The sequence below is a fragment of the Bradyrhizobium sp. 2TAF36 genome (genome assembly GCF_052114925.1).
In the GTDB taxonomy this organism is placed as follows: Bacteria; Pseudomonadota; Alphaproteobacteria; order Rhizobiales; family Xanthobacteraceae; genus Bradyrhizobium; species Bradyrhizobium barranii.
Map to the genome: position 1 here is coordinate 1 of NZ_JBFRFR010000070.1, position 20199 is coordinate 20199.

Below are 20199 nucleotides of genomic sequence, written 5' to 3' on the forward strand. Positions count from 1 at the left end.
GCACAGATCGGCGACCGACACGCCGGCCTCATGCTCCTTCAAGATCCCGATGATCTGCTCTTCCGAAAAGCGGCTGCGCTTCATGCTCTGGTCCTTGTCGTGGGCCAGAACGAACTTCAAACTGGATTAAACCCGCGGGGCAAGGTCARGACTGCTCCGTTTCAAGCACGTACGGGCGAAGGATGTCAGACCAAAAGAGCGGATGATCGTCGGCGCAACCGTCAATCAATTCTTGGAAGACTAAAGCTGACAAAACGAATGGTGCTCCAAAGCTGTCAAAGCCTTGCGCGGTCTCGGAACCAAATACGTCCCTTTGGAGTGAGGACGAGACCTGAAACGCTTTCTCGCCATCGCCGCTGCGTTCGCCGTCGCCGACGCTCATGCGGCGCCTCTTGACGATGCAATCAACTGCGCGAATTACGCCACTATTGATGCGGTCTGTCGTGAGCAAAAAGACCCAAGCGACCCTTTGCTCGGCAAACTCAAGACTGCAGCAGGCGTGTTGCACGGTCGCAGCATTCGCATAGGTGCGCAGGCTGGCGTTTCCAAAGAAGCGGTTGGAGCCTTGGCTACTATCGCCAACGACAAGATGACAAACGAGATGTCGCGCAAGTGCGACAACATCAAAGTGTTGCGTGATCAATTCGAGGGAACTTGCCGCCCGGTGATGGATCAAGCGTATAAAGATACGCTCATGATGATAGACGAGATCATGAAGGGAAAGGGTCGCTAAGAAGTTAGCGAACGCGCCGCGCTAAAGCACTAGCGACCTTTTCCTCCATCGTCTGCGCTTACGCATTGCAGTGAGCGCAAACTTCATGGCTTCATACCCTCTTCGATCATGCGCAGCGTCTTGGGAGCGCCAGCGCACCACTTGGCCATCGCAGCCTTGTCGCGGTTCCACGACCCGATGATAGCGGCGCTGCCTATCATCACTATTTTCTTGCCGACGTTTTTCAGCAATAGCTCCTTGGCCTGCTCGACAGTCGGGGACAGCTTGATCTCGCAGACCGATTCGTACAACGCGATCCTGATTGCCAGACTGATCTTGGTGCTTTCCACGTCGGATGCTTCTTCGGTCGCAGGAACGGCCAACAAGGCCGCATTCTTCTGGTTCAATTGTTCCTGCGCTTCGTTTTCTTTAAGTTTTCCGTTGGCGTAGTCTTGCAGGATGACCCGTACCTCCGAGTCGATCCTTAACCACTTGTGTCGTGAGGCTGCATCGACACAGATCGACCAGAGACTGGACATGTCGCGCCGCTCACGATTGGCGATGTAGTCGTAACCCTCGGCGTAGTCCTTTTTCCATCGTGAATTGTTTCGGTACATCCGGTCGAGCTTGGCGTTCTCCTTCGCATCGGCCACGGTCAGGATACCCTTGCAATAGAGTTCGAGGGAGGCGTTCGCAAAACCGTAGTCACTGGCGGCCTTGCCGTGATCGACCGCGTGCGCGGCGCCGGTCAGGGCGAGCAGTGTTGCGGAGGCTAGGACGATGGCGGCGGTGCCGGGTAGTCGTTTCATGTGTCACCTCATATCCGCGAAGTGAACTTTTCGGCATTCCATGCTTCCAGAGGTGCGTTTCGCCGCCATGAAACAGGCGGCCCGTAGGGCCGCCTGATCCTCTTCACCCGACTTGTGCCGTGTTACTGGCAGATGTGCTGGAGGCCGTTCGCTCCCTTGTACCAGGTCCCGGGCCGGCAAACGATGCCGTTGCGGGCCGCATAGGTATCCCAATTGCCGTACCAGCCCATTTCGCTACGGCCGCCGGCATATCCACCGGAATTGTCATAGGCGTAGGAATTGTCCCAGCCGCGGAACGGCGCGGATGCAACGGCTGCCGCGGTGCCGACGGCGGCGCCAGCAACGGCGCCTGCGGTGTCGACCGGCCAGAAGCGCGATCGAGTTCCGTCATCCGGATTCACTTGGCCGCGGGCCATGTGCCGGCGCCGATAGGCGCGATCGGTGGTGGGATTGCCGGGGGTGAGATTCTGGCAATTGGGATCCTGGAAGAGCCCCGTGCAGCGGCCCGAATTGTCGACTGTCGTTTGCGCGAAGGCCGGTGTTGCCAGCGTGGACGCGACGATCGCGGCCAAGCCAAGAAACTTCAGGCTCGTCATGGCATTTGCTCCATGTTGTTGAGACCTGTGCTAAGCGCGCCATCCGGCAGTCGTTCCGCGGCTTCTCGCATGTGGGGTCACATCGACGTGAGCCCGCCGAGGATGTACAGTTTGTGCCACGCAACCTCGTGCGATCCGGCATGTGCGGCGGGTTTGTGTCCCGTTAACGGTTCGCTAGCGCAGCTTGCGGCATTTGAGCCGCTATCGACCCTTGCACGTTAGGCTTACCGGAAATTGATGAGCGGGCCTTAACCCTCTCCGCGTGGCGATCGGATAGGTTGAGCGTCGGATAAACCGGGATCCTTCCATGCGCGCTCTCGCGCTCGCCGCCTTTCTGATCGGATTGCCCGCGACGGCGTTTGCCGGCGGCGGCTTCGATATCGTCGTTCCTGGCCGCCCGGGCGTGCCCATCATCATCGACAACATCGACGTGTCCTACAGCGTGGTCGAGGGTGTCTGGGGTCTCGGCAAGAACGTCCAGGTGCAGCCGACCATCTATGGCGGGCGCTACATCGCCGAGCGGCAGCCCGAGGACGTCGGCCATTATTATCCGACCATGGGCTTGCGGCCCGGCTACGGCCGGCTCGAGGTCGAGCCGCCCGCGAACCGCAAATTGCCCAGGCCCGCCGAGAGCTATCACCAGAGCTGGGGTGTGCAATCGGCGCCGCTGCCGCCGCAGATGGACGTGCCCGTCAATCCGCCGGCGGTGATCTTTGCGCCTGAGATCAACGACCGTCCGCGGCGTCCTCGGCCGCGGCCGCATGCACAGGCGCCCGGAAGGCCGCCAACTTAAGAAACGTCAAAAATTCAAGAAAAAATCCAAGATACGAAAATCAACAGGAGAGAGTAATGCGTCAGACGATTTCGGGACTGGTTGCGGCGGCTGCCGTGATGTTCGTCGCCACCGCGCCCGCCGCGGCTTGCGGCTTCAGCACGTGCGCACCGGTTGCGCCGGTCTATAGCGGCTGCAACACGGGTTGCGGTAGCTGGGGCTATGGCCCGGGTTATGGCGGATGGGGCTTTGAGCACCTCGCCGAGCCAGCCACGCAGTATTACTACGTCAACCAGGGGCCGACCTACACCGGGCCGGGCGCATTCGCGCCGTACCCGACCTATCGTGAGGACGCAGTCGTCGCGCCCGCCAACTACGGCTACGGCCGTGGTTATGGCTACGGCAACGGCTATGGCTATCGTGCCGCCGCGGTCGAAGCCCCGGCCGCCTATCCCTATCAGCGCCCGTACTACCGTCCGTATCGCTACGGCTATGGCCCGCGCTACGGCTATCTGCCGCGCGTGCATTACGGCTACGGTCCCCGCTACGGCTACGCCCGTCGCGCCGCGCCGTACTATTACGGCGGCCACCGCGTGCTGCGCCGCTATTACTGATCGTTTGACCGGTTGAATTGAGAAACGCCCGCCCGCGCGATGCGGACGGGCGTTTTGTTTTTTGGATCCTTAGTTTGACGCGTTTTCTTGACGCGAACCGGTATCCACTCGCTCGAAAACGCTCTACCGCTTCATCAGCCCGAGCCGGCTCGCGCCGACATAGAGCGAGAGCACGGCGGCGTTGGAGACGTTGAGGCTCTTGATCTCGCCGGGCATGTCGAGCCGCGCCACGACGCTGCATGTCTCGCGGGTCAGTTGCCGCAGGCCCTTGCCTTCGGCACCAAGCACCAGCGCGAGCGGCTCGCGCAGCGTGACGTTCGAGAGGTCCTCGCTGCCTTCGCTGTCCAGCCCAACGGTCTGGAAGCCGCGCTCGTTCAGCGCGGTGAGTGCGCGGGCGAGGTTCTGCACGATCACCATTGGCACCAGCTCGAGAGCGCCGGAGGCGGCCTTGGCCAGCACGCCGGTTGCCTCGGGGCTGTGCCGTGCCGTGGTGACGATCGCCTTCACCGCGAAAGCTGCTGCGGAGCGCAGGATGGCGCCGACATTGTGCGGATCGGTGATCTGGTCGAGCACCAGCACCATGCCTTCCTGGTCCAGGGTCTCGATGTCGGGCGAGGGCAGGGCGTCGGCCGCGGCGAGCAGGCCCTGGTGCACGGCGTCGGGCGACAGCAGGCGGTCGATCTCCTGGGGCCGGACGATCTCGGGCGTGACGCGGGTCGCGATGTTCTCGTCCGCAAGCCGCTTTGCGGCGTTCTCGGTCAGCGTCAGCTTGCGGATCTGCCGCTGAGGGTTGGCCAGCGCCATGGTCACGGTGTGCCAGCCATAGAGGATGACCGGTCCGTCGGACTGCGAATCGCGGTCGCGCCAGGCCGGCCGGCCGGCTGATTTTCCGGGCCTGTTGAAGGGCTTAGCCCCGCCGCGGGGGCCCCTTGGGGTGAATTTTCGATCCTTCATGGGCTTGCTTGTGTCACGGGTCCCGGAATATGGCAATTTGGGTGGCGTCGGGGGCGATTTTAGCTGTTCGCCTCGGTTGACTTTGCCCCACCGCATCGCCCATAAACGCGCCCGGTCGCGCCCCCATCCGGGCTGTCGCGGCCTTCACGTTCCATGGCCGTCTTCGGTCGCCGGCAAGGTCCGGCCCGATTGTGCTGCCGTCGAGCGGGGGAGTGTCCCGAGTGGCAAAGGGAGCTGACTGTAAATCAGCCGCCTCATGGCTTCGCAGGTTCGAGTCCTGCCTCCCCCACCATCTTGATTTTGCTGGTAAAAATCAATTTTTTCCAGATTTCGTAAAATGGCGAGAGCGCTCGATTTTGACGTTGGGTCAGGGGTGGGTCACTTTTTGTGTCAGAGGCTGATCACGGCAATCCGGGTGTTGCCTCGTGTCTCCTCAGCGCCTCTCGAAGCTGCTCGATTTCTTCTGCCTGGGCGGAAATAGTTGCATCGCGCTCCTGAAGCTTGTGCTGCAATGCGGCGAACTCGGTCGCGACATTGTTTGCGTATCTGGTGGCCTTTTCCTTCACAACCGCCACTCGGCTCTCAGTTTCCGCCTTAGCCGCATCGATCTGGACCCGCGCGTCCTGCTGAACCAGAGCAATGGTTTCGTTCGCGCAGAATTCAGCCTGCTCGACCAACTTGATCGCCTCTGCGCGTTGTCGCCGGCCGGCTTCCGCAAGCGCCTCTGCATCCGCCTTTCGGGCCATCCACTCGTTGCGCTCGAAGCGCTGACGCTTCTTCCCGAGTCGCTTCAGTCCGTGCCGGGACGCCACGTCGTAGTAGAAGTTGTTCTGGAACTGCTTCATCGCGGCCTGATGAGCTTTCTTTTGCTCGCGCTTGGAGCCGCCGCGCTCGGCTGCCGCTTGCCCGGCCCGCAGGCCTGGATGAATTCTCGTCAGGTGGAGGCGGCGGTCCGCATCGAGGTGGCTCACGGCGATAAACTGAATGTGGGGTTGGGCCTCGTCGATGTGCTCGACGACGCTCATCAGGTGGTCGCCCCAGTACTGGCGGAGCCATGCGATGCTGTCGTCGCGAAACGCGGCCCAGCGGCTCATTGCTTCAGCATCATCAAGACAGGGGGCCAGCGGCTCGGGCCAGGAGATCACGCCGGCCAGGATGATTGGGGCGTCGCATCGAAGGCGACGGCCTCGCACATCGACGGCCTGTCGCCCAAGCTCGTCGGCGAATGCAACCGCGTCGCGGGGATCGCAGCCAAAGCGCTGAATGTGCGGCTTCGGATCCGCCAAATGCGGGCAGGCATGCGGCTCGCGCACCTGCTCAGCAGCGATCCCGTGCATCGATCGCTTGCGTCGACGGCTGTTCTTGTGATGCGCTCCGACCCTGCCGTACACTTCGAAGCGAATGAATTGCGGTCCCATGCGGATGTCCTCGTGTTGAGGTTTTTATCCGCGACGGCCCGGCAAGTCGGAAGGGCAGCTAACACCTAGTCGGTTACTAGGTGTTAGAAATCGGTTTGAGCGCCAACGACCGCCATTCGGCCAATGGGTACCAGACTTGGCCGGTACGCGAGACGGGCAGCGAGCCGGGCGCACTCAGCAGACATACGAGAGCAACGCAGGGGAGGCCGTTTGCTGGCAATGCGGCCGAGTACGTGGGGCGGGGCATCCAGCGCAACGAACTAGGCCGTCCGGACCTTGTCGGATGTCAGGTGTGCGAATTCGGCTCTTGCTGCGATCCCACCAGCCCGGCCAACCGCTGCCGAAGCTCGGTTCGCGTGAGGGAGACCGGCTGCGGACCGTGGGCCGTCAGCAAATTTTCGAGCGCGATGCAGATGAGGTCAGCGCTATATTGGCCTGACGGCGAACCTCAAAAAGCGGCTAGCGGATCTTAACGCGGGCAACTCTCCGCATACCTCCAAATACATGCCTTGGAGGCTGGTTACCTATGTGGCCTTCTCAGATATCGAGAAGGCGAGAGCCTTCGAACGTTATTTGAAGTCGGGTTCGGGCCACGCCTTCGCGAAGAAGAGATTCTGGTGAGCGAAAGCAAAAACGGACTATCGCCTTACTCCATCATCTCCCGCACCATCGGCACCACTTTCCTCCCGTAAAGCTCGATGCTCCGCATCAGTTTCTCGTGCGGCAAAGGCCCCGCCGAATACTTCAGCTGGAAGCGCGAAATGCCAAGCGCCTTTGCGGTCTTGGCGATCTTGCGCGCGACGGTTTCCGGCGAGCCGACATAGAGCGAGCCGTGCTCCGCCTCATTGACGAACTCGTCGCGGCCCATCGGCGGCCAGCCGCGCTCCTTGCCGATCCGGTCGCGCATCGCCTTGTAGTCGGGCCACAGCTCTTCGCGCGCCTGCTCATCCGTCTCGGCGACGTAGCCAGGCGAGTGCACGCCGATCGGCTGTGCCGGGCGGCCGAACTCCTTGAAGGCGCGATGGTAGAGATCGACGTAAGGCGCAAAGCGCGTGGGATCGCCGCCGATGATCGCGAACATCAGGGGCAGGCCGTAATGCGCTGCGCGCACCACCGATTGCGGGCTGCCGCCGACGCCGATCCAGGCCTTAAGCCGGTCGTTCTCGACCGGCGGATAGACCAGCTGCTCTTTCAGCGGCGGACGCAGCTTGCCCTCCCAGGTCACCGGCTGCTGCGACAAGAGAGCCGTGAACAGATCGAGCTTTTCCTCGAACAGCGCCTCGTAAGCGCGCAGGTCGAAGCCGAACAGCGGAAAGGATTCGGTGAAGGAGCCGCGGCCGAGGATCACCTCGGCACGTCCGTTGGAGAGCGCATCCAGAGTCGCAAAGCGCTGGAACACGCGAATGGGGTCGTCCGAGCTCAGCACCGTCACGGCCGAGCCGAGATGGATGCGCTTGGTGCGCGACGCGATCGCGGCGAGCACGGTCTCGGGCGAGGAGATCGCAAAATCAGATCGGTGGTGCTCGCCGAGGCCGATGAAATCGAGGCCGAGCTCGTCAGCCAGCACGGCCTCGTCGACGACGTTGCGGATCACCTGAGCATGCGCGAGCGTCTTGCCTGTGCCGTCCTTGGTGACGTCACCAAAGGTATCCAGTCCGAATTGAAGCGGTGAGGTCATCGATCAGGTCTCTGCGGGGGGAGGGGGGTGCGAGCAGCGCCCGCATGTGGGAAATTGTTTGCTGTGCAGCTAAGGCGCGGAGACCGCTTCGACAATGCTGCTCCGGGAAAGGCTGGTTTTCCGGTTTTTCATCGCCCCGCCGGCTCAGTCGGACTTGGCGAACGTCTCGACCAGGGTCTCGCGCAGCCAGCGTTGCGCCGGTACGGTGTCGTTGCGCTGGTGCCAGAACAGGCTGACGATGCGCGGTGGCGCCTTGAGCGGAAGCGGCATGGCGTGCAGGAACGGCGCGTGTCGGGATTGCGAGCGCAGCTCGCTCGGCAGCACGGCGATCAGGTCGGTCTGGCGCACGACCTCGTAGGCGGCGCTGTAATGATTGACGGTCGCGACCAGGTTGCGCGACAGCCCGCGCGAGGCGAGGAAAAGATCGTAGGACGGCAAGGTCTTGCCGGCGAGGCTCACGTCCAAGTGCCCCGCATTGAGGAAGCTGCGCGTGCTCAGCCGCTTCATCGCGGCGAGCGGATGGCCGCGCCGCATGAAGCAGGCGTAGTCGACGGTCCACAGCGAGCGCGAGCGAATGGCGGCCGGCTGTTGCGCCTCGTTGACATATACGCTCAGCACGCAATCGACCCTGTTGTCCTCGAGCTGGTCGGCGATCTCCAGAATGGTGTTGGGTACGGTATGGACGCGCGCCTTGGGCGCGACCCTGCCGAAATGGTTCAGCAGGTTCGGCATCACCAGCGAGGCGACGTAGTCCGACATCGACAGGCTGAACTCGGTCTGCGCGCGGCGCGGATCGAACACCTGCTCGTCGAGCGCGCCGCGAACGCGTTCCAGCGCCTCGCCGATCGGCTCCCACAGCACCACGGCGCGCTGGGTGGGGCGGATGCCGGTGCCGGACCTGACGAACAGGGGATCGCCGAGCGCGTCGCGCAGGCGCGCGAGCGCGTTGCTGACCGCCGGCTGCGTCATCAGAAGCGCATTAGCGGCGCGCGTGACGCTGCCTTCGGTCATCAGGGCCTCGAAGACTTTCAACAGGTTGAGGTCGAGCGATCGGAACGACAGAACATTCACCACAGTGATGTACTAGATCATAATTATAAATTATGACGATAATATCTCTTTGTCTATGGTTCCTCCAAGGGATGAGCGGAGTGCCGGGCCGCCAGACAGAGGGGGACTTTCATGTCGATGATCTCGGCGCGCGTCGAGCGCCTTCCATTCGCGCGTTTCCACACGCATCTGCTGTTGATGGGCGGGCTCGGCTACGCATTCGACGCGATGGACGCAGCCGTGCTGGCGTTCATCCTGCCGGTGCTGCGCACTGCCTGGAACCTGTCGAGCGTTCAGATCGGCGTGCTCGGCAGCAGCACCTATATCGGCTTCCTGTTCGGCGCGCTGCTGGCGGGCACGCTGGGCGACCTGATCGGGCGCCGCGCGGTGATGATGTCGGCGCTGGCGCTTTACTGCGCAGCATCGATCGTGAGCGCGATGGTCGATACCTGGCCGTCCTTCTTTGCCGCCCGCGTTGTCGCCGGCATGGGGACCGGCGCGGAGAGCGCGATCATCGCGCCCTATCTCGCGGAGTTCGTCGCGCGGCGCTATCGCGGCAGCTTTACCGGCGCACTCGCCGGCTTCTTCTCCTTCGGCTTCGTCGCCGCAGCCTTGCTCGGCTACTTCATCGTTCCCGCCTACGAGAACGGCTGGCGCATCGTGCTGGTGATCACAGCGGTGCCGGTCGTCATGCTGCTGTGGTGGCGCCGGGCGCTGCCGGAATCGCCGCGCTGGCTCGAAAGCCGGGGACGGGAGAAGGAAGCCGAAGCCGTCCTCGACAGGATCGAGGCAGGCTTTGCGCGCGCGGGCCATGTCCTGCCGCAGCCGGTCGTCGAAGCGACGGCGCCGGCCGGAGCTACCGGAACGCTGCTCGCCAATTTCGCGGCGCTGCTCGCCGGCCGCCAGGCGCGCATCACCATCATGACCTGGATCATGTGGCTGGCGATCACCTTCAGCTATTATTCCTTCTTCGTCTGGATCCCCGGCCTGCTGGTCCAGAACGGGATGAGCATTACCAAGAGCTTCGCCTATTCGATCGCGATCTATTGCGCGCAGATCCCCGGTTATTTCAGCGCCGCGTATTTCAACGAGCGCATCGGGCGGCAGGCGACGATCGCGACCTACATGGTGCTCGGCGGTGCCAGCGCGCTCGGGCTCGCCTTCGCGCAAAGCGACCAGCAGATCATGGCGGCGGGGATCTTCCTGTCCCTGTTCATGAACGGCACCTATGCGGGCGTCTATGCCTATACCGCCGAAGTATTCCCGACGCCGGTCAGGACCACGGGTGCCGGGCTCGCCTCCGCAATCGGTCGCATCGGCGCGATCGTCTCGCCGATCCTGGTCGGCTATCTCTATCCGAATTTCGGCTTCGCCGGCGTATTCGGGGTCACCACCACTGTGCTGCTGCTCGGGGCAGTCACCGTCGTGCTGATGGGCGTGCCGACGCGCGGCCGCTCGCTGGAAGAGATCGCGGCGGGTGAAGTTGCATGACGCGGACGAAAGTTACCGCTGATCCCTGGCTCTGCGCCGTCGCGGCGGCGCAGAGCAGGGCGGATCAGCCGGATGCACTATTCGCGGCACTCGACGAAGCCGTGAAGTCGGCGATCGGGCACAAGCTGTTCACGATCCTGACCTACGACGGGGACAGCGGCGAAGCGGCGCGGGTCTATTCCAATCTTCCCGGTCCGTACCCGACCGGCGGACGCAAGCGCCTCGCGCCGGGCCCGTGGACCGAGGCGGTTCTTGATCGCGGCGAGGCCTATATCGGCCGCACGCAGGATGATCTGCGCAAGGTGTTCTCCGACCACGAGCTGATCGCCTCGCTCGGCTGCGCGAGCGTGCTCAACATGCCCGTGCGCTGGCGCGGCCGTACGCTCGGCTCGCTCAATCTGCTTCACGAGGCGGGCTGGTATGGCGAGGACGATATCGCCGCGTGCCTTCCCTTTGCCCAGCTCACCTTGCCGGCGCTGCTTGCGCCGGTCGACTTCTGACAGGATTCCGCGATGTCCAGCATCCTCTTCAAGAACGCCGCGCTGCTCGATCCGCTCCAGGCGGAATTGCTGGCAGGCCATGATGTGCTGGTCGAAGACAGCCTGATCAAGGAGGTCTCGGACCGGCCGATCCAGGCCACCGCCGATCGCACCATCGATCTCAAGGGCAGGACGCTGATGCCCGGCCTGATCGACCTGCATGTGCACGCCATCGCCGTTGAGCTTAACCTGGCGCAGCAGGTGCACATGCCGAACGTGCTGGTGACGCTGCGCTCGACGCTGCTGCTGCGCGGCATGCTGCGGCGTGGCTTTACCACCGTCCGCGACGCCGGCGGCGCCGGCCATGCGCTGAAGCAGGCGATCGAGACCGGCCTGACCGACGGGCCGCGGCTGTTCGTCTCCGGCCGTGCGCTCAGCCAGACCGGCGGCCATGGTGATATGCGGGCGCGCTCGGATTACCTCGCGAGCGACGCCCCGTGTCCCTGCTGCGTGCGTGTCGGGGCGCTGGCGCGCGTTGCCGACGGCGTCGATGGCGTGCGCAGGGCAGCACGCGAGGAGCTCCAGATGGGCGCCGACCAGATCAAGATCATGGCGTCCGGCGGCGTCGCTTCACCGACCRATCCGGTCGGCGCCTTCGGCTACTCCGAGGACGAGATCCGCGCCATCGTCGAGGAGGCGCGCGGGCGCCAGACCTACGTGCTCGCCCACGCCTACACCGCTGCCGCCATCGAACGCGCGGTTCGCTGCGGCGTGCGCACCATCGAGCATGGCAATCTGGTCGATGCTCCGACCGCGCGCCTGATCGCCGACAAGGGTGCCTATGTGGTGCCGACCCTCGTCACCTACGAGGCGCTGGCCAACGAGGGCGCCCAATACGGCCTGCCGCCGGAGAGCGTGGCCAAGATCGCCGATGTCCGCGACGCCGGTCTGCGTTCGCTCGCGATCTATCGCGACGCCGGGGTAAAGATGGGATTTGGCAGCGATCTGCTTGGAGCTTCTCAACGCCTCCAGAGCGACGAATTCCGCCTTCGCGCCGAAATTCTGGGAGCGCGCTCCGTCATCGCCAGCGCGACTTTGATCGGCGCCGAAGTGCTCGGCATGGAGGGTAAGCTCGGCCGGATCGCGCCCGACGCTATTGCGGACCTGCTCGTGGTCGACGGCAACCCGCTGCGCGATGTGGCCTGCCTGCTCGGCCAAGGCGAGCACATCCCGATGGTGATGAAGGCAGGCAAGGTCCAGTTCGACCGGCTGAACGCTTAAAGCGTTTTCGAGCGAAGAGGATACCGGTTCGCGTTAGGAACACACGTCTAAACAAGCCTGCGCTACCGCCACATCCCCCGCATCCGCGCCCCGATATCGATCTTCGGGCCCTGCGCCGCAGCGCGGGCCGCAGCCGAAGCCGCCTTCGGCCAGGCGGTGCGCTCGAACAGATAGACGAGGGATTCCGGGATGAAGCGGGTGCGCGAGGCGTAGACGTGGCGATCGCCCTTGGCTTGCTGGCCGTGGGTGAAGAAGCGCTGCGGCACGACAAGATGCAGATCGTCCTTGGCGCGCGTCATCGCGACATAGAGCAGGCGGCGCTCCTCCTCAAGCTCGGCCGAGGTACCGGCGCCGAGATCCGACGGCATGCAGCCGTCGACGACGTTGAGCACGAACACCGACTTCCATTCCTGGCCCTTGGCGGAGTGGATGGTGGAGAGGATCAGATAGTCCTCGTCGCGGAGCGGAGGACCTGATTTGTCGCTGGTCGCATCCGGCGGGTCGAGCGTGAGCTCGGTCAGGAATTTTTCGCGCGAGGCATAGCCGCTCGCGATCTGTTCGAGCTGCATGAGATCGGCGCGGCGCGTCTCGGAATCCTCGTGGATGCGATCGAGATGCGGCTCATACCAGAGCCGCACGCGCTCGAGATCGGCGGGCCATTCCGAGTAACGCAGATTTCCGACCGTGCGGACGAAGTCGGTCCACTCGGCGCCGGTGCGTGGCGGCACCGCAAGCTGGCCGAGCGCGGCAAGCGGGTCGGTGCTCTCCGCCATCTGGTCGAGCACGCGCTGCGCGGTGGCGGGGCCGACGCCGGGCAACAGGTGCAGGATGCGGAAACCGGCGACGCGGTCGCGCGGATTTTCGGCAAAGCGCAGCAGCGCCAGCACGTCCTTGACATGCGCGGCATCGAGAAATTTCAGTCCGCCGAACTTGACGAAGGGGATGTTGCGGCGGGTCAGCTCGATCTCCAGCGGACCGGAATGCGAGGACGTCCGGAACAGCACCGCCTGGTGCTTGAGCAGCGCGCCTTGCTCGCGGTTGGCCAGCACCTCCTCGACGATGTAGCGCGCCTGGTCGGCCTCGTCGTGGACGGTGACGAGCTGCGGCTTCTGCGACGAGGTGCGGTCGGTCCAGAGGTTCTTGGTGAAGCGTTCGCGCGCAAGCCCGATGACGCCGTTGGCCGCCGCCAGCACGGGTTGCGCCGAGCGGTAGTTGCGGTCGAGCGTGATCATCTCGGCGCGGGGGGAGAAGCTTTGCGGAAAATCCAGGATGTTGCGCACGGTGGCGGCGCGGAACGAATAGATCGACTGCGCGTCGTCGCCGACCACGGTTAGCCCGCGTCCATCCGGCTTCAGCGCCAGCAGGATCGAGGATTGCAGCCGGTTGGTGTCCTGATATTCGTCGACCAGCACGTGATCGAAGCGGCCGCCGATCTCTTCGGCGATCAGCGCATCGCTCATCATCTGCGACCAGTAGAGCAGGAGGTCGTCGTAATCCAGCACGTGCTGGGTCTGCTTGGCCTCGACATAGGCCGCGAACAGGCCCTTCAGCTCGGCGGCCCAGCCCGCGCACCAAGGATAGTGCTGGCCGAGCACTTTTTCGATCTCCATCTCGGCATTGACGCAGCGCGAGTAGATCGACAGGCACGTGCCCTTGGCGGGAAAGCGGCTCTCGGTCTTCGACAGGCCGCGCTCGTGCCGGACCAGATTCATCAGGTCGGCGGAATCCTCGCGGTCGTGGATGGTGAAGGCTGGATCGACGCCGATCCGCTCGGCATATTCGCGCAGAAGGCGCGCGCCGATGCCGTGGAACGTGCCGGCCCAGGTGAGGGCGTCGCGCATGATCGCGGCATTGTTCTCGCCCAGCGCCTTTCGGGCGATGCGCTCAACCCGGCCGGCCATCTCGGCCGCGGCGCGGCGGGAGAACGTCATCAGGAGGATGCGGCGTGGATCGGCGCCTGCGACGATCAGGTGCGCGACGCGATGGGCGAGCGTATTGGTCTTGCCGGAGCCCGCGCCGGCGATGACGAGCAGGGGGGCGCCCACGGTCGCGCCGTCRGCGACGCCATGCTCCACGGCGCGGCGCTGCTCCGCATTGAGCGTGTCCAGATATGTCGCCACGAATCGCCCCGGTGAAAGGGTGAGAGTCGGCGATCCCGGTGCGAATCGCAATGCGGCTGGACGGAACCAATGTTAAGACCTAGGGACAACACGGCCCGAAGTTCCAGCCCGAGAAGCGCGCAACCGGCATGACCGAGCTCAAGCCCGACCAGTTCGAGATGCGGCGGCTGGAGTCGCTCAGCAACACCATCTTTGGTGTCGCCATGACGCTACTCGCCTACGACCTGCCCAAGGCCGCGGTGTTCACCAGCGCCCCGAGCTGGAGCGATCTCGCCCATGTCTATTCCGGCAAGCTCGCCGGTCTCGCGCTCAGCTTCATCATCGCCGGCGTGTTCTGGATCAGCCACCACCGCCGGCTCGCGCGCCAGCCCGTGGGCAGCCGCGGCATGGTGATCCTCAACCTGTTCTTCCTGCTGTCGATCGTGCTGCTGCCGGTGACCAATGGCCTCTACATCAATTACAGCATGAGCAGCGCGGTGGCCGTGCTGTACGGCCTGCATCTGACCGCGATCGCCGGCCTCAATGCCTGGCTGTGGTGGCGATTTTCGGCGGCTGGCGCCACGAGATCATGGCCTCGATGTTTCCGCTGCTGGTGTTCATTCCGGGCACGATCGATGCGGCCTTCGCGCCGCACGTCGCGCCCATCGTGTGGTTCATCGCCTTTGGCGGGCTGCTGATCCAGCGCTTCTATGTCGCACCGACCGGGCCAGGCGCGTGAGGCGGCGGCTCACCCTTTTGTCGCGCCGAACCCGTCGACCGGCACGTAAAGCTTGACCGGGCGGATTTCGTAGACCGCCGACGGGTTGACCTCGCGCAGCTTCCGCGCCGCTGCGATCGCTTCCTCATCGGTATCGTAGTCGACGAGATGGAAGCCGAGAAGCTGCTCCTTGGTCTCGGCAAACGGGCCGTCCAGCACCATGCCCGCGCCGGGGCCGCGCAAGGTGTGCGCCTTTCGGGTCTCATCCAGACGGGCGGCCGGCCCAAGGTGTCCGCTTGCCCTCAAGGGCGCCTGAACCTCGATCACTTTGGCCACGACCGCGGCGTCCTGCTCGGGCGTCCAGGACAAAATCTCGTCTTCCACGTGGTAGGCCAGGATGGCGTAAAGCATCGTCACCTCGTTTGTTTTTCAAGCTCGCAGTCGGAAGGATGTATGAGCGCCGTCGATACCGACAATCCCGGAGACTAACATATTGCGTCGCGCAAGTTGCGACGAAACCGTCCTGAAACCCGATTGCCGCCCTCGGAGGTGAACGCTTCCCAAAGCCGAGGCGACTGATGGCCACCAAGAACACTTCGGAGGCGGCCATGTCGACCATAAAGATCATCTGCGACGCGCGTCGGGCGGGAAAGTCGGAAGCCGCGGATTTGCACGACCAGTCCGGCCACCACCGCTATTACGGCAGCTCGGCCGAGAACGGCGGTGAGCGGATCGTCGAAAGCCGCCGCGGAAAACGCCCGCGCGCGTTCAATGTGTGTGGCTTCTGACGCCTTCGGCGATACCGTCTTTCAACATGGACGTCCTGCAAATATCGATCGCGGCGATGCCGTTCCTGCTTGCGCTGATGAGCCGGACGCGAAAGGCAATCGCGCCGTGCCTGCTGACGAGCATCATCACCGTGCTGCTCGGCGACGAGCCTCATCGGGCGGTCATGGCCTGGTGCGTCGGCGTGCTGATTGCCGCCGTTGCCCTGGGTGAGCGGCATCGCGCGAGCTGACCCGGCGCCGTCACGGCGCGCTCAGGACCTGTTTGACCAACGCCTCGCGCAGCGTGGCCAGCTCGCCACTCGCTTCCATCTGCGCGATCACCTTGCCGACCTTCGGCACCAGATCGCGATGGCGTTCGTGCAAATAATGGTAGATGTGGATGCGCTCCAGCGGTGGCGAGAGCGGGACAATTCTGGTCTGCAGATTGAGTTTCCTCACCGCGACGAGCCCGCTGAAGAGATCGGTGACCATCAGCTTGAAACGGTCGGCGTCGAGCATCCTGATCATGTTCTCGAGGCTGGTGGTCGTGGTGACGCGGGCCATGCCGCGCGTCCCGGCCTCTGAGGAGCCGACGCCGCGGACGATGCCGATGCTGTACTCCCTGATCGAATTCCAGCCGGCGACGTCGAAACGGAGTTTCGTCGCGAAGACCGCCGGCTCGATGTAGTTGATCGCCGGCGTGACCYGAATCAGCGTCGGGTAGTCGCTGGAGAGCGTTCCGATCCGCTGGATCTCGCCATCGACCTCGCCGGCGCTCGACAACGCCAGCGCGCGTTTGCCAGGGACGTCCTCGAACTCCAGCTTGATATTCAGCTTGGCGTAGACGGCCCGCAGCATCTCGCCGCCGACATATTGATCGGGGATGTCGGCGATCCGCGCCAGCCGGATCAGCTCCTGCGCCTGTGACGGACCGGCGGCGAGCAATGACAGGCAGGCGACGATGATCCGCCACATGACGCGTCTCCTTTACCCTGCATGGCTACCATTGGATTCGGATGGCCGCGATCCACCTGGGGTGGCACCCGTGTGGCGGCCGCAACGCTCGCTTGTCTTGCAGGCGACTGCGGACTTTAGCCAATGTCATTCCAGTACGCGAAGTGATAGTTTGCGCGAGAATCCTGCTGCTGGGCGCAAGACAAGACCCCGCCAAGCCGCCCATGGGCCGGCAGGATCGCCACGCAGGTCGCGTGATGAGAGAATTTCAACTGTCGAATTGCTCGCGGCTGCGACCCGCCGTCCGGAGCAGGGTGCCGCCATTCCGGGGACGTGGTGCATGGGCAACGCAGGCGACGAGGACTCCAAGCGCAGCAGTCGCGCCGGTCCCCCGGCGGCCGCGAAGCAGGATTTGAGCGGGATCGGCGCTGCATTTGCGCCAGGGATGATCGGAGCGCTGCTGTCGCGGATCTTCAACTGGTCGCGCAGTGGCGTCGGGCCGGCGCCTGCTGGCCGCCGTGCTGCTGTTCTCCTCGATCGTCACGCTGATGCTGACCGCGCTTCAGCTCTATCTCGACTACGACCGCGAGGTCGGTGTCATCGAGACGCGGCTCGACGAGATCGGCCGCAGCACGACCGGCAGCCTCGGCGAGAGCCTGTGAAATCTCGACCAGAACCAGCTCAAGCTCCAGCTCGACGGCATCCTGCGGCTGCCCGACATCCGCGCCGCCGAGGTGCGCGAGATCGCCGATCGTCCCAATCCGATCCGTGTCGCGGTCGGCGAGCCGAGCACCCGCTCAGCCGTGACACGCGACTATCCGCTGAACTACAGCGTCCAGGGGACGTCACGCCCGATCGGCGTGCTCCATGTCGAGGCGACGCTGGCCGAGGTCTATCAGCAATTGCTGAACCGGGCCTTGGTCATCCTGGCAAGCGAGGCCGCGAAGACCTTTGTCGTCTCGCTGTTCATCATCTACATGTTCCATCTGCTGGTGACGCGGCATCTGGCCGCCATCGCCGAGTTCGTCGGCCAATACAGCCTGTCGCGGCCGCCGCCGCCTTTGCACCTCGAGCGCCGGCCGCCCCGCGATCCCGACGAGCTGGACAAGGTGATCGACGCCTTCAACGCGATGTGCGCGAACCTCGAGCGCGCCTATGGCGAGCTGCGCGAGGCCAACGCAAATCTCGAGCGCGACCTGAATATCCGCCGGCGCGCCGAAGAGGACGCGCGTGCCAGTGAAGAGCGTTTCCGCGACTATGCCGAGACCGCGTCCGACTGGTTCTGGGAGACCGGACCGGATCATCGGTTCACCTACGTATCCGACCGGGCCGGCGCCTTCGGCATGGACAACAAGGCGCTGGTCGGCAAGCACCGCACAGATGCCGCCTCCGACCGCGACGCCGAGCCTGAGAAATGGCGCGCGCACGTGGCGACCTTGGACCGCCACGAGCCGTTCCGGAAGTTCGAATATCGCGGGCGCGACGTGGCCGGCCGCATGCATCATTTCAATGTCAACGGCCAGCCGATCTTCGCGGCGGACGGACGCTTCATGGGCTATCGCGGGTCGGCCACCGACCTCACGGCGCAGCACGAGGCCGAGGAGCGGCTGCGCCAATCTCAGAAGATGGACGCGATCGGTCAGCTCACCGGCGGCGTCGCTCACGACTTCAACAACGTGCTCACGGTCATCACCGGCACCATCGAGATCATCCAGGAAGGGCTTGCCGACAAACCCGAGTTCGCCGCGATCGCACAACTGATCGACGATGCGGCGGCGCGCGGCGCCGAGATCACCTCGCAGCTGCTAACCTTCGCGCGCCGCCAGCCGCTGGAGCCCCGTGACATCGACGTCAACGCACTCGTGGTCGAAACGGCGAAGCTGCTCAAGCCGATCCTCGGCGAGCATATCGAGATCGTGACCCGGCTCGCGGACGACGCCTGGTCCGCGATGGCAGATCCGTCGCAGCTCTCGTCTGCGATCGTCAATCTCGCCGTCAACGCGCGTGACGCGATGCCGGGCGGCGGCCGGCTCACGCTGGAGACCGCGAACCGCGAGCTCGACGGCACCAGCGGTGCCGGCGACGGCGACGTCATGCGCGGCGCCTTCGTGATGATCGCGGTGGCCGACACCGGTCACGGCATCCCGGCCGACATCCGCGAGCGCGTGTTCGAGCCGTTCTTCACCACCAAGGGCGTCGGCCGAGGCACCGGACTTGGGCTCAGCATGGTCTACGGCTTTGCCCGCCAGACCGGCGGCACCGTCGTCATCGAGAGCGAGGAGGGGCGCGGCACGGTGATGCGGCTGTTCCTGCCGCGGTCGAAGGGCGAGGCGCCGGCCAGGACGGCGCCGGTTCAACCGCCCGCGTCGGCACGCGGGCACGAGACGATCCTCGTGGTCGAGGACGATCCGCTGGTGCAGGGCTATGTCATCGCCCGGCTCGGCACCCTCGGCTATCGCACGCTCGCCGCCAGCGACGGCGCAGCCGCGCTTGCGCTGGTCGACCAGGGCGTCAAATTCGATCTCCTGTTCACGGACATCATCATGCCCGGCGGCATGAACGGACGGGAATTGGCCGAAGCCGTCCGGCGTCGACGGCCGGGGGCGAGCGTGCTCTACACCTCCGGCTACACCGACGACACCATCGTCCACGAAGGACATCTCGATCCCGGCCTGGCGCTGCTCAGGAAGCCGTACCGGAAATCGGAGCTGTCGCAGAAGATCCGTGAGGTGCTTGCAGGCGAGCCGCCGGCCTGAGCGGAACTCATCCATGCGGCGCCACCCACGAAAAAAGGCGCGGCGGGGAGGCCYCGTCGCGCCCGATTTCTTGCTCGCTGGTCCAGGGCTGAGAGCGCCCCGATGCCAGGCCTTTCGTCAAAGCCTAGCGGGCGATCCCAGCGAGGTGACAGCGCTTGAGATAAGACACTGGATCACCTCCTTTCGTTGGTTTCGGGACTCTGAATATAGGACGAAATCCCGCCGCCGTTAAGGGCGCCCCGGGGGCGGGAACTGGCCTGTCCGCGAGACGGGAAAGGCCGGTTCGGAGCAGTTGAGACTGCCGCCCGGTCGTGTTAGGGAGCCAGTGATGCGGGTGTAGCTCAATGGTAGAGCAGCAGCCTTCCAAGCTGAATACGAGGGTTCGATTCCCTTCACCCGCTCCAACCACCAACATGCAGCAGCAGAAGCGGTTGCGGGACAAGGCGTTACGTAACGCGCTCAGGCATATCAAGAGTCCGTCGTGCGACCAAGAAGCGCTCTTTGGGGCGCTCCGGCGCAACCGTCGTCATGAGACTGAGAGGCCGATGATGAGGCAACCAATCGGCCCTCACTGAGTGGCGCGCGTTCTTTCTTTGTCACGCATTGTCACGCGAATCCTCATTCGACTAGAATCCGTGAAAGCAAAATCACAAGCCACGAAACAACGCGGCTTCACTACATAGGAACTACGGAAGTGTTTGCTCGGGCATTGAGGCTGCGAGCGTTGCTTGGCACCATCTCGGGTGGCGCGCCTCATAGCTGGTGAATTGAGCCGTTTCCATCGGCTGTTCTTGCTCAACACTACCCTGACGTTCCCAACCTTGGCGACATGAGCCTGCTGTCCAGACGAAGGAGTCGGCCGAGGACAGATGCGCCGCATCCTCCAATCGCACGTCGATGAGGCGAAGACAGAGGATGAGCGGAAGCGAGTGCGGAAGGAGTTGAGGGAGTGCGCTCGGGTCGATCGAGGCGCCGGCTAGTAATCGGTCTTGGTCTTCTCGGCGATGTCCATGTATGTGCGAAGGACATGGTCCGCGAGTTGTTGTGGCGC

General features: G+C 64.2%; 20 protein-coding genes, 2 tRNA genes and 2 pseudogenes. 13 read left to right on the forward strand and 11 right to left on the reverse strand.

All coding sequences use genetic code 11. The features are described 5' to 3' along the window. On the reverse strand, positions 1-84 hold an 84-nt coding region (locus AB4Z51_RS32965; RefSeq protein ID WP_352475093.1), incomplete at its 3' end, for a transposase. A gap of 61 nt (positions 85-145) precedes the next feature. Continuing rightward, positions 146-382 (reverse strand): hypothetical protein, encoded by a 237-nt coding sequence (locus AB4Z51_RS32970; protein ID WP_135216583.1) that lies wholly within the window; start codon positions 380-382, stop codon positions 146-148. 87 nt (positions 383-469) lie between these two features. Here AB4Z51_RS32970 and AB4Z51_RS32975 point away from each other — a divergent pair, with 87 nt between their 5' ends. Further along, positions 470-733, forward strand: a complete 264-nt coding sequence (locus AB4Z51_RS32975) for a hypothetical protein (RefSeq protein WP_135216584.1) — start codon at positions 470-472, stop codon at positions 731-733. 83 nt (positions 734-816) lie between these two features. Here AB4Z51_RS32975 and AB4Z51_RS32980 read toward each other — a convergent pair whose 3' ends face one another. Together AB4Z51_RS32980 and AB4Z51_RS32985 are read right to left on the reverse strand one after the other, a co-directional pair. After that, positions 817-1521: a hypothetical protein gene (locus AB4Z51_RS32980; protein ID WP_135216585.1), complete on the reverse strand. Its 705-nt coding sequence runs from the start codon at positions 1519-1521 to the stop codon at positions 817-819. Between the two features lie 122 nt (positions 1522-1643). Beyond that, positions 1644-2117, reverse strand: a complete 474-nt coding sequence (locus tag AB4Z51_RS32985; protein ID WP_135216586.1) for a hypothetical protein — start codon at positions 2115-2117, stop codon at positions 1644-1646. A 307-nt stretch (positions 2118-2424) separates the two neighbouring features. On the opposite strand from AB4Z51_RS32985, the gene AB4Z51_RS32990 reads away from it, so the two are divergent. Next, positions 2425-2910: a hypothetical protein gene (locus AB4Z51_RS32990; protein WP_135216587.1), complete on the forward strand. Its 486-nt coding sequence runs from the start codon at positions 2425-2427 to the stop codon at positions 2908-2910. A 56-nt stretch (positions 2911-2966) separates the two neighbouring features. After that, on the forward strand, positions 2967-3503 hold the full coding sequence (locus AB4Z51_RS32995; protein WP_135216588.1) for a hypothetical protein: 537 nt from the start codon (positions 2967-2969) through the stop codon (positions 3501-3503). A 123-nt stretch (positions 3504-3626) separates the two neighbouring features. On the opposite strand, the gene rlmB is transcribed toward AB4Z51_RS32995, so the two are convergent. Next, positions 3627-4457 carry a 23S rRNA (guanosine(2251)-2'-O)-methyltransferase RlmB gene (gene rlmB / locus AB4Z51_RS33000; protein WP_167768290.1) on the reverse strand — a complete coding sequence of 277 codons (831 nt, stop codon included), beginning with the start codon at positions 4455-4457 and terminating at the stop codon, positions 3627-3629. 206 nt (positions 4458-4663) lie between these two features. Between rlmB and AB4Z51_RS33005 the strand changes: the two genes are divergently transcribed. After that, positions 4664-4749 (forward strand) — tRNA-Tyr (locus tag AB4Z51_RS33005). Between the two features lie 109 nt (positions 4750-4858). Here the strand turns inward: AB4Z51_RS33005 and AB4Z51_RS33010 are convergent. Continuing rightward, positions 4859-5875 carry a hypothetical protein gene (locus AB4Z51_RS33010; RefSeq protein ID WP_135216590.1) on the reverse strand — a complete coding sequence of 339 codons (1017 nt, stop codon included), beginning with the start codon at positions 5873-5875 and terminating at the stop codon, positions 4859-4861. A gap of 429 nt (positions 5876-6304) precedes the next feature. On the opposite strand from AB4Z51_RS33010, the gene AB4Z51_RS33015 reads away from it, so the two are divergent. Continuing rightward, a complete protein-coding gene (locus tag AB4Z51_RS33015) occupies positions 6305-6496 on the forward strand; it encodes a GIY-YIG nuclease family protein (RefSeq protein ID WP_135216627.1) in 192 nt (63 codons plus the stop codon). A gap of 25 nt (positions 6497-6521) precedes the next feature. Here the strand turns inward: AB4Z51_RS33015 and AB4Z51_RS33020 are convergent, their stop codons facing one another. Together AB4Z51_RS33020 and AB4Z51_RS33025 are read right to left on the reverse strand one after the other, a co-directional pair. Then, entirely contained in the window at positions 6522-7553 is a 1032-nt protein-coding gene (locus tag AB4Z51_RS33020) for an LLM class flavin-dependent oxidoreductase (RefSeq protein WP_135216591.1), read from the reverse strand. Between the two features lie 144 nt (positions 7554-7697). After that, on the reverse strand, positions 7698-8627 hold the full coding sequence (locus AB4Z51_RS33025; RefSeq protein WP_275552137.1) for a LysR family transcriptional regulator: 930 nt from the start codon (positions 8625-8627) through the stop codon (positions 7698-7700). Between the two features lie 108 nt (positions 8628-8735). Between AB4Z51_RS33025 and AB4Z51_RS33030 the strand changes: the two genes are divergently transcribed. The 3 genes from AB4Z51_RS33030 to AB4Z51_RS33040 are packed head-to-tail and all read left to right on the forward strand — an operon-like array spanning position 8736 to position 11854. Beyond that, entirely contained in the window at positions 8736-10094 is a 1359-nt protein-coding gene (locus AB4Z51_RS33030) for an MFS transporter (protein WP_135216593.1), read from the forward strand. Continuing rightward, positions 10091-10594: a GAF domain-containing protein gene (locus AB4Z51_RS33035; RefSeq protein WP_135216594.1), complete on the forward strand. Its 504-nt coding sequence runs from the start codon at positions 10091-10093 to the stop codon at positions 10592-10594. The genes AB4Z51_RS33030 and AB4Z51_RS33035 overlap by 4 nt, the downstream gene beginning before the upstream one ends. A 12-nt stretch (positions 10595-10606) precedes the next feature. Further along, a complete protein-coding gene (locus AB4Z51_RS33040) occupies positions 10607-11854 on the forward strand; it encodes an amidohydrolase family protein (protein WP_441498796.1) in 1248 nt (415 codons plus the stop codon). A gap of 62 nt (positions 11855-11916) precedes the next feature. On the opposite strand, the gene AB4Z51_RS33045 is transcribed toward AB4Z51_RS33040, so the two are convergent. Then, positions 11917-13974 (reverse strand): ATP-dependent helicase, encoded by a 2058-nt coding sequence (locus tag AB4Z51_RS33045; protein ID WP_135216596.1) that lies wholly within the window; start codon positions 13972-13974, stop codon positions 11917-11919. A gap of 128 nt (positions 13975-14102) precedes the next feature. Here AB4Z51_RS33045 and AB4Z51_RS33050 point away from each other — a divergent pair. Next, positions 14103-14692, forward strand: a pseudogene (locus AB4Z51_RS33050) (TMEM175 family protein). Between the two features lie 9 nt (positions 14693-14701). Here AB4Z51_RS33050 and AB4Z51_RS33055 read toward each other — a convergent pair. Further along, entirely contained in the window at positions 14702-15082 is a 381-nt protein-coding gene (locus AB4Z51_RS33055) for a YciI family protein (protein ID WP_135216597.1), read from the reverse strand. 167 nt (positions 15083-15249) lie between these two features. On the opposite strand from AB4Z51_RS33055, the gene AB4Z51_RS33060 reads away from it, so the two are divergent. After that, positions 15250-15459, forward strand: coding sequence for a hypothetical protein (locus AB4Z51_RS33060; RefSeq protein ID WP_244623390.1), 210 nt, complete (start codon positions 15250-15252; stop codon positions 15457-15459). A gap of 26 nt (positions 15460-15485) precedes the next feature. Continuing rightward, a complete protein-coding gene (locus AB4Z51_RS33065) occupies positions 15486-15689 on the forward strand; it encodes a hypothetical protein (RefSeq protein WP_135216598.1) in 204 nt (67 codons plus the stop codon). Between the two features lie 10 nt (positions 15690-15699). Here AB4Z51_RS33065 and AB4Z51_RS33070 read toward each other — a convergent pair whose 3' ends face one another. Continuing rightward, positions 15700-16413: a substrate-binding periplasmic protein gene (locus AB4Z51_RS33070; protein WP_441498797.1), complete on the reverse strand. Its 714-nt coding sequence runs from the start codon at positions 16411-16413 to the stop codon at positions 15700-15702. A gap of 319 nt (positions 16414-16732) precedes the next feature. Between AB4Z51_RS33070 and AB4Z51_RS33075 the strand changes: the two are divergent. Beyond that, a pseudogene (locus tag AB4Z51_RS33075) lies at positions 16733-19148 on the forward strand (ATP-binding protein). Positions 19149-19478: 330 nt separating this feature from the next. Then, positions 19479-19552: transfer RNA gene (locus AB4Z51_RS33080), tRNA-Gly, on the forward strand. Positions 19553-20199: the final 647 nt, after the last annotated feature.

Coding starts and splice junctions, on each gene's coding strand:
- AB4Z51_RS32980 (WP_135216585.1), bottom strand. CDS start 1,521: ATGAAACGACTACCCGGCACCGCCGCCATCGTCCTAGCCTCCGCAACA.
- AB4Z51_RS32985 (WP_135216586.1), bottom strand. CDS start 2,117: ATGACGAGCCTGAAGTTTCTTGGCTTGGCCGCGATCGTCGCGTCCACG.
- AB4Z51_RS32990 (WP_135216587.1), top strand. CDS start 2,425: ATGCGCGCTCTCGCGCTCGCCGCCTTTCTGATCGGATTGCCCGCGACG.
- AB4Z51_RS32995 (WP_135216588.1), top strand. CDS start 2,967: ATGCGTCAGACGATTTCGGGACTGGTTGCGGCGGCTGCCGTGATGTTC.
- rlmB (WP_167768290.1), bottom strand. CDS start 4,457: ATGAAGGATCGAAAATTCACCCCAAGGGGCCCCCGCGGCGGGGCTAAG.
- AB4Z51_RS33010 (WP_135216590.1), bottom strand. CDS start 5,875: ATGGGACCGCAATTCATTCGCTTCGAAGTGTACGGCAGGGTCGGAGCG.
- AB4Z51_RS33020 (WP_135216591.1), bottom strand. CDS start 7,553: ATGACCTCACCGCTTCAATTCGGACTGGATACCTTTGGTGACGTCACC.
- AB4Z51_RS33030 (WP_135216593.1), top strand. CDS start 8,736: ATGTCGATGATCTCGGCGCGCGTCGAGCGCCTTCCATTCGCGCGTTTC.
- AB4Z51_RS33035 (WP_135216594.1), top strand. CDS start 10,091: ATGACGCGGACGAAAGTTACCGCTGATCCCTGGCTCTGCGCCGTCGCG.
- AB4Z51_RS33055 (WP_135216597.1), bottom strand. CDS start 15,082: ATGCTTTACGCCATCCTGGCCTACCACGTGGAAGACGAGATTTTGTCC.
- AB4Z51_RS33060 (WP_244623390.1), top strand. CDS start 15,250: ATGGCCACCAAGAACACTTCGGAGGCGGCCATGTCGACCATAAAGATC.
- AB4Z51_RS33065 (WP_135216598.1), top strand. CDS start 15,486: ATGGACGTCCTGCAAATATCGATCGCGGCGATGCCGTTCCTGCTTGCG.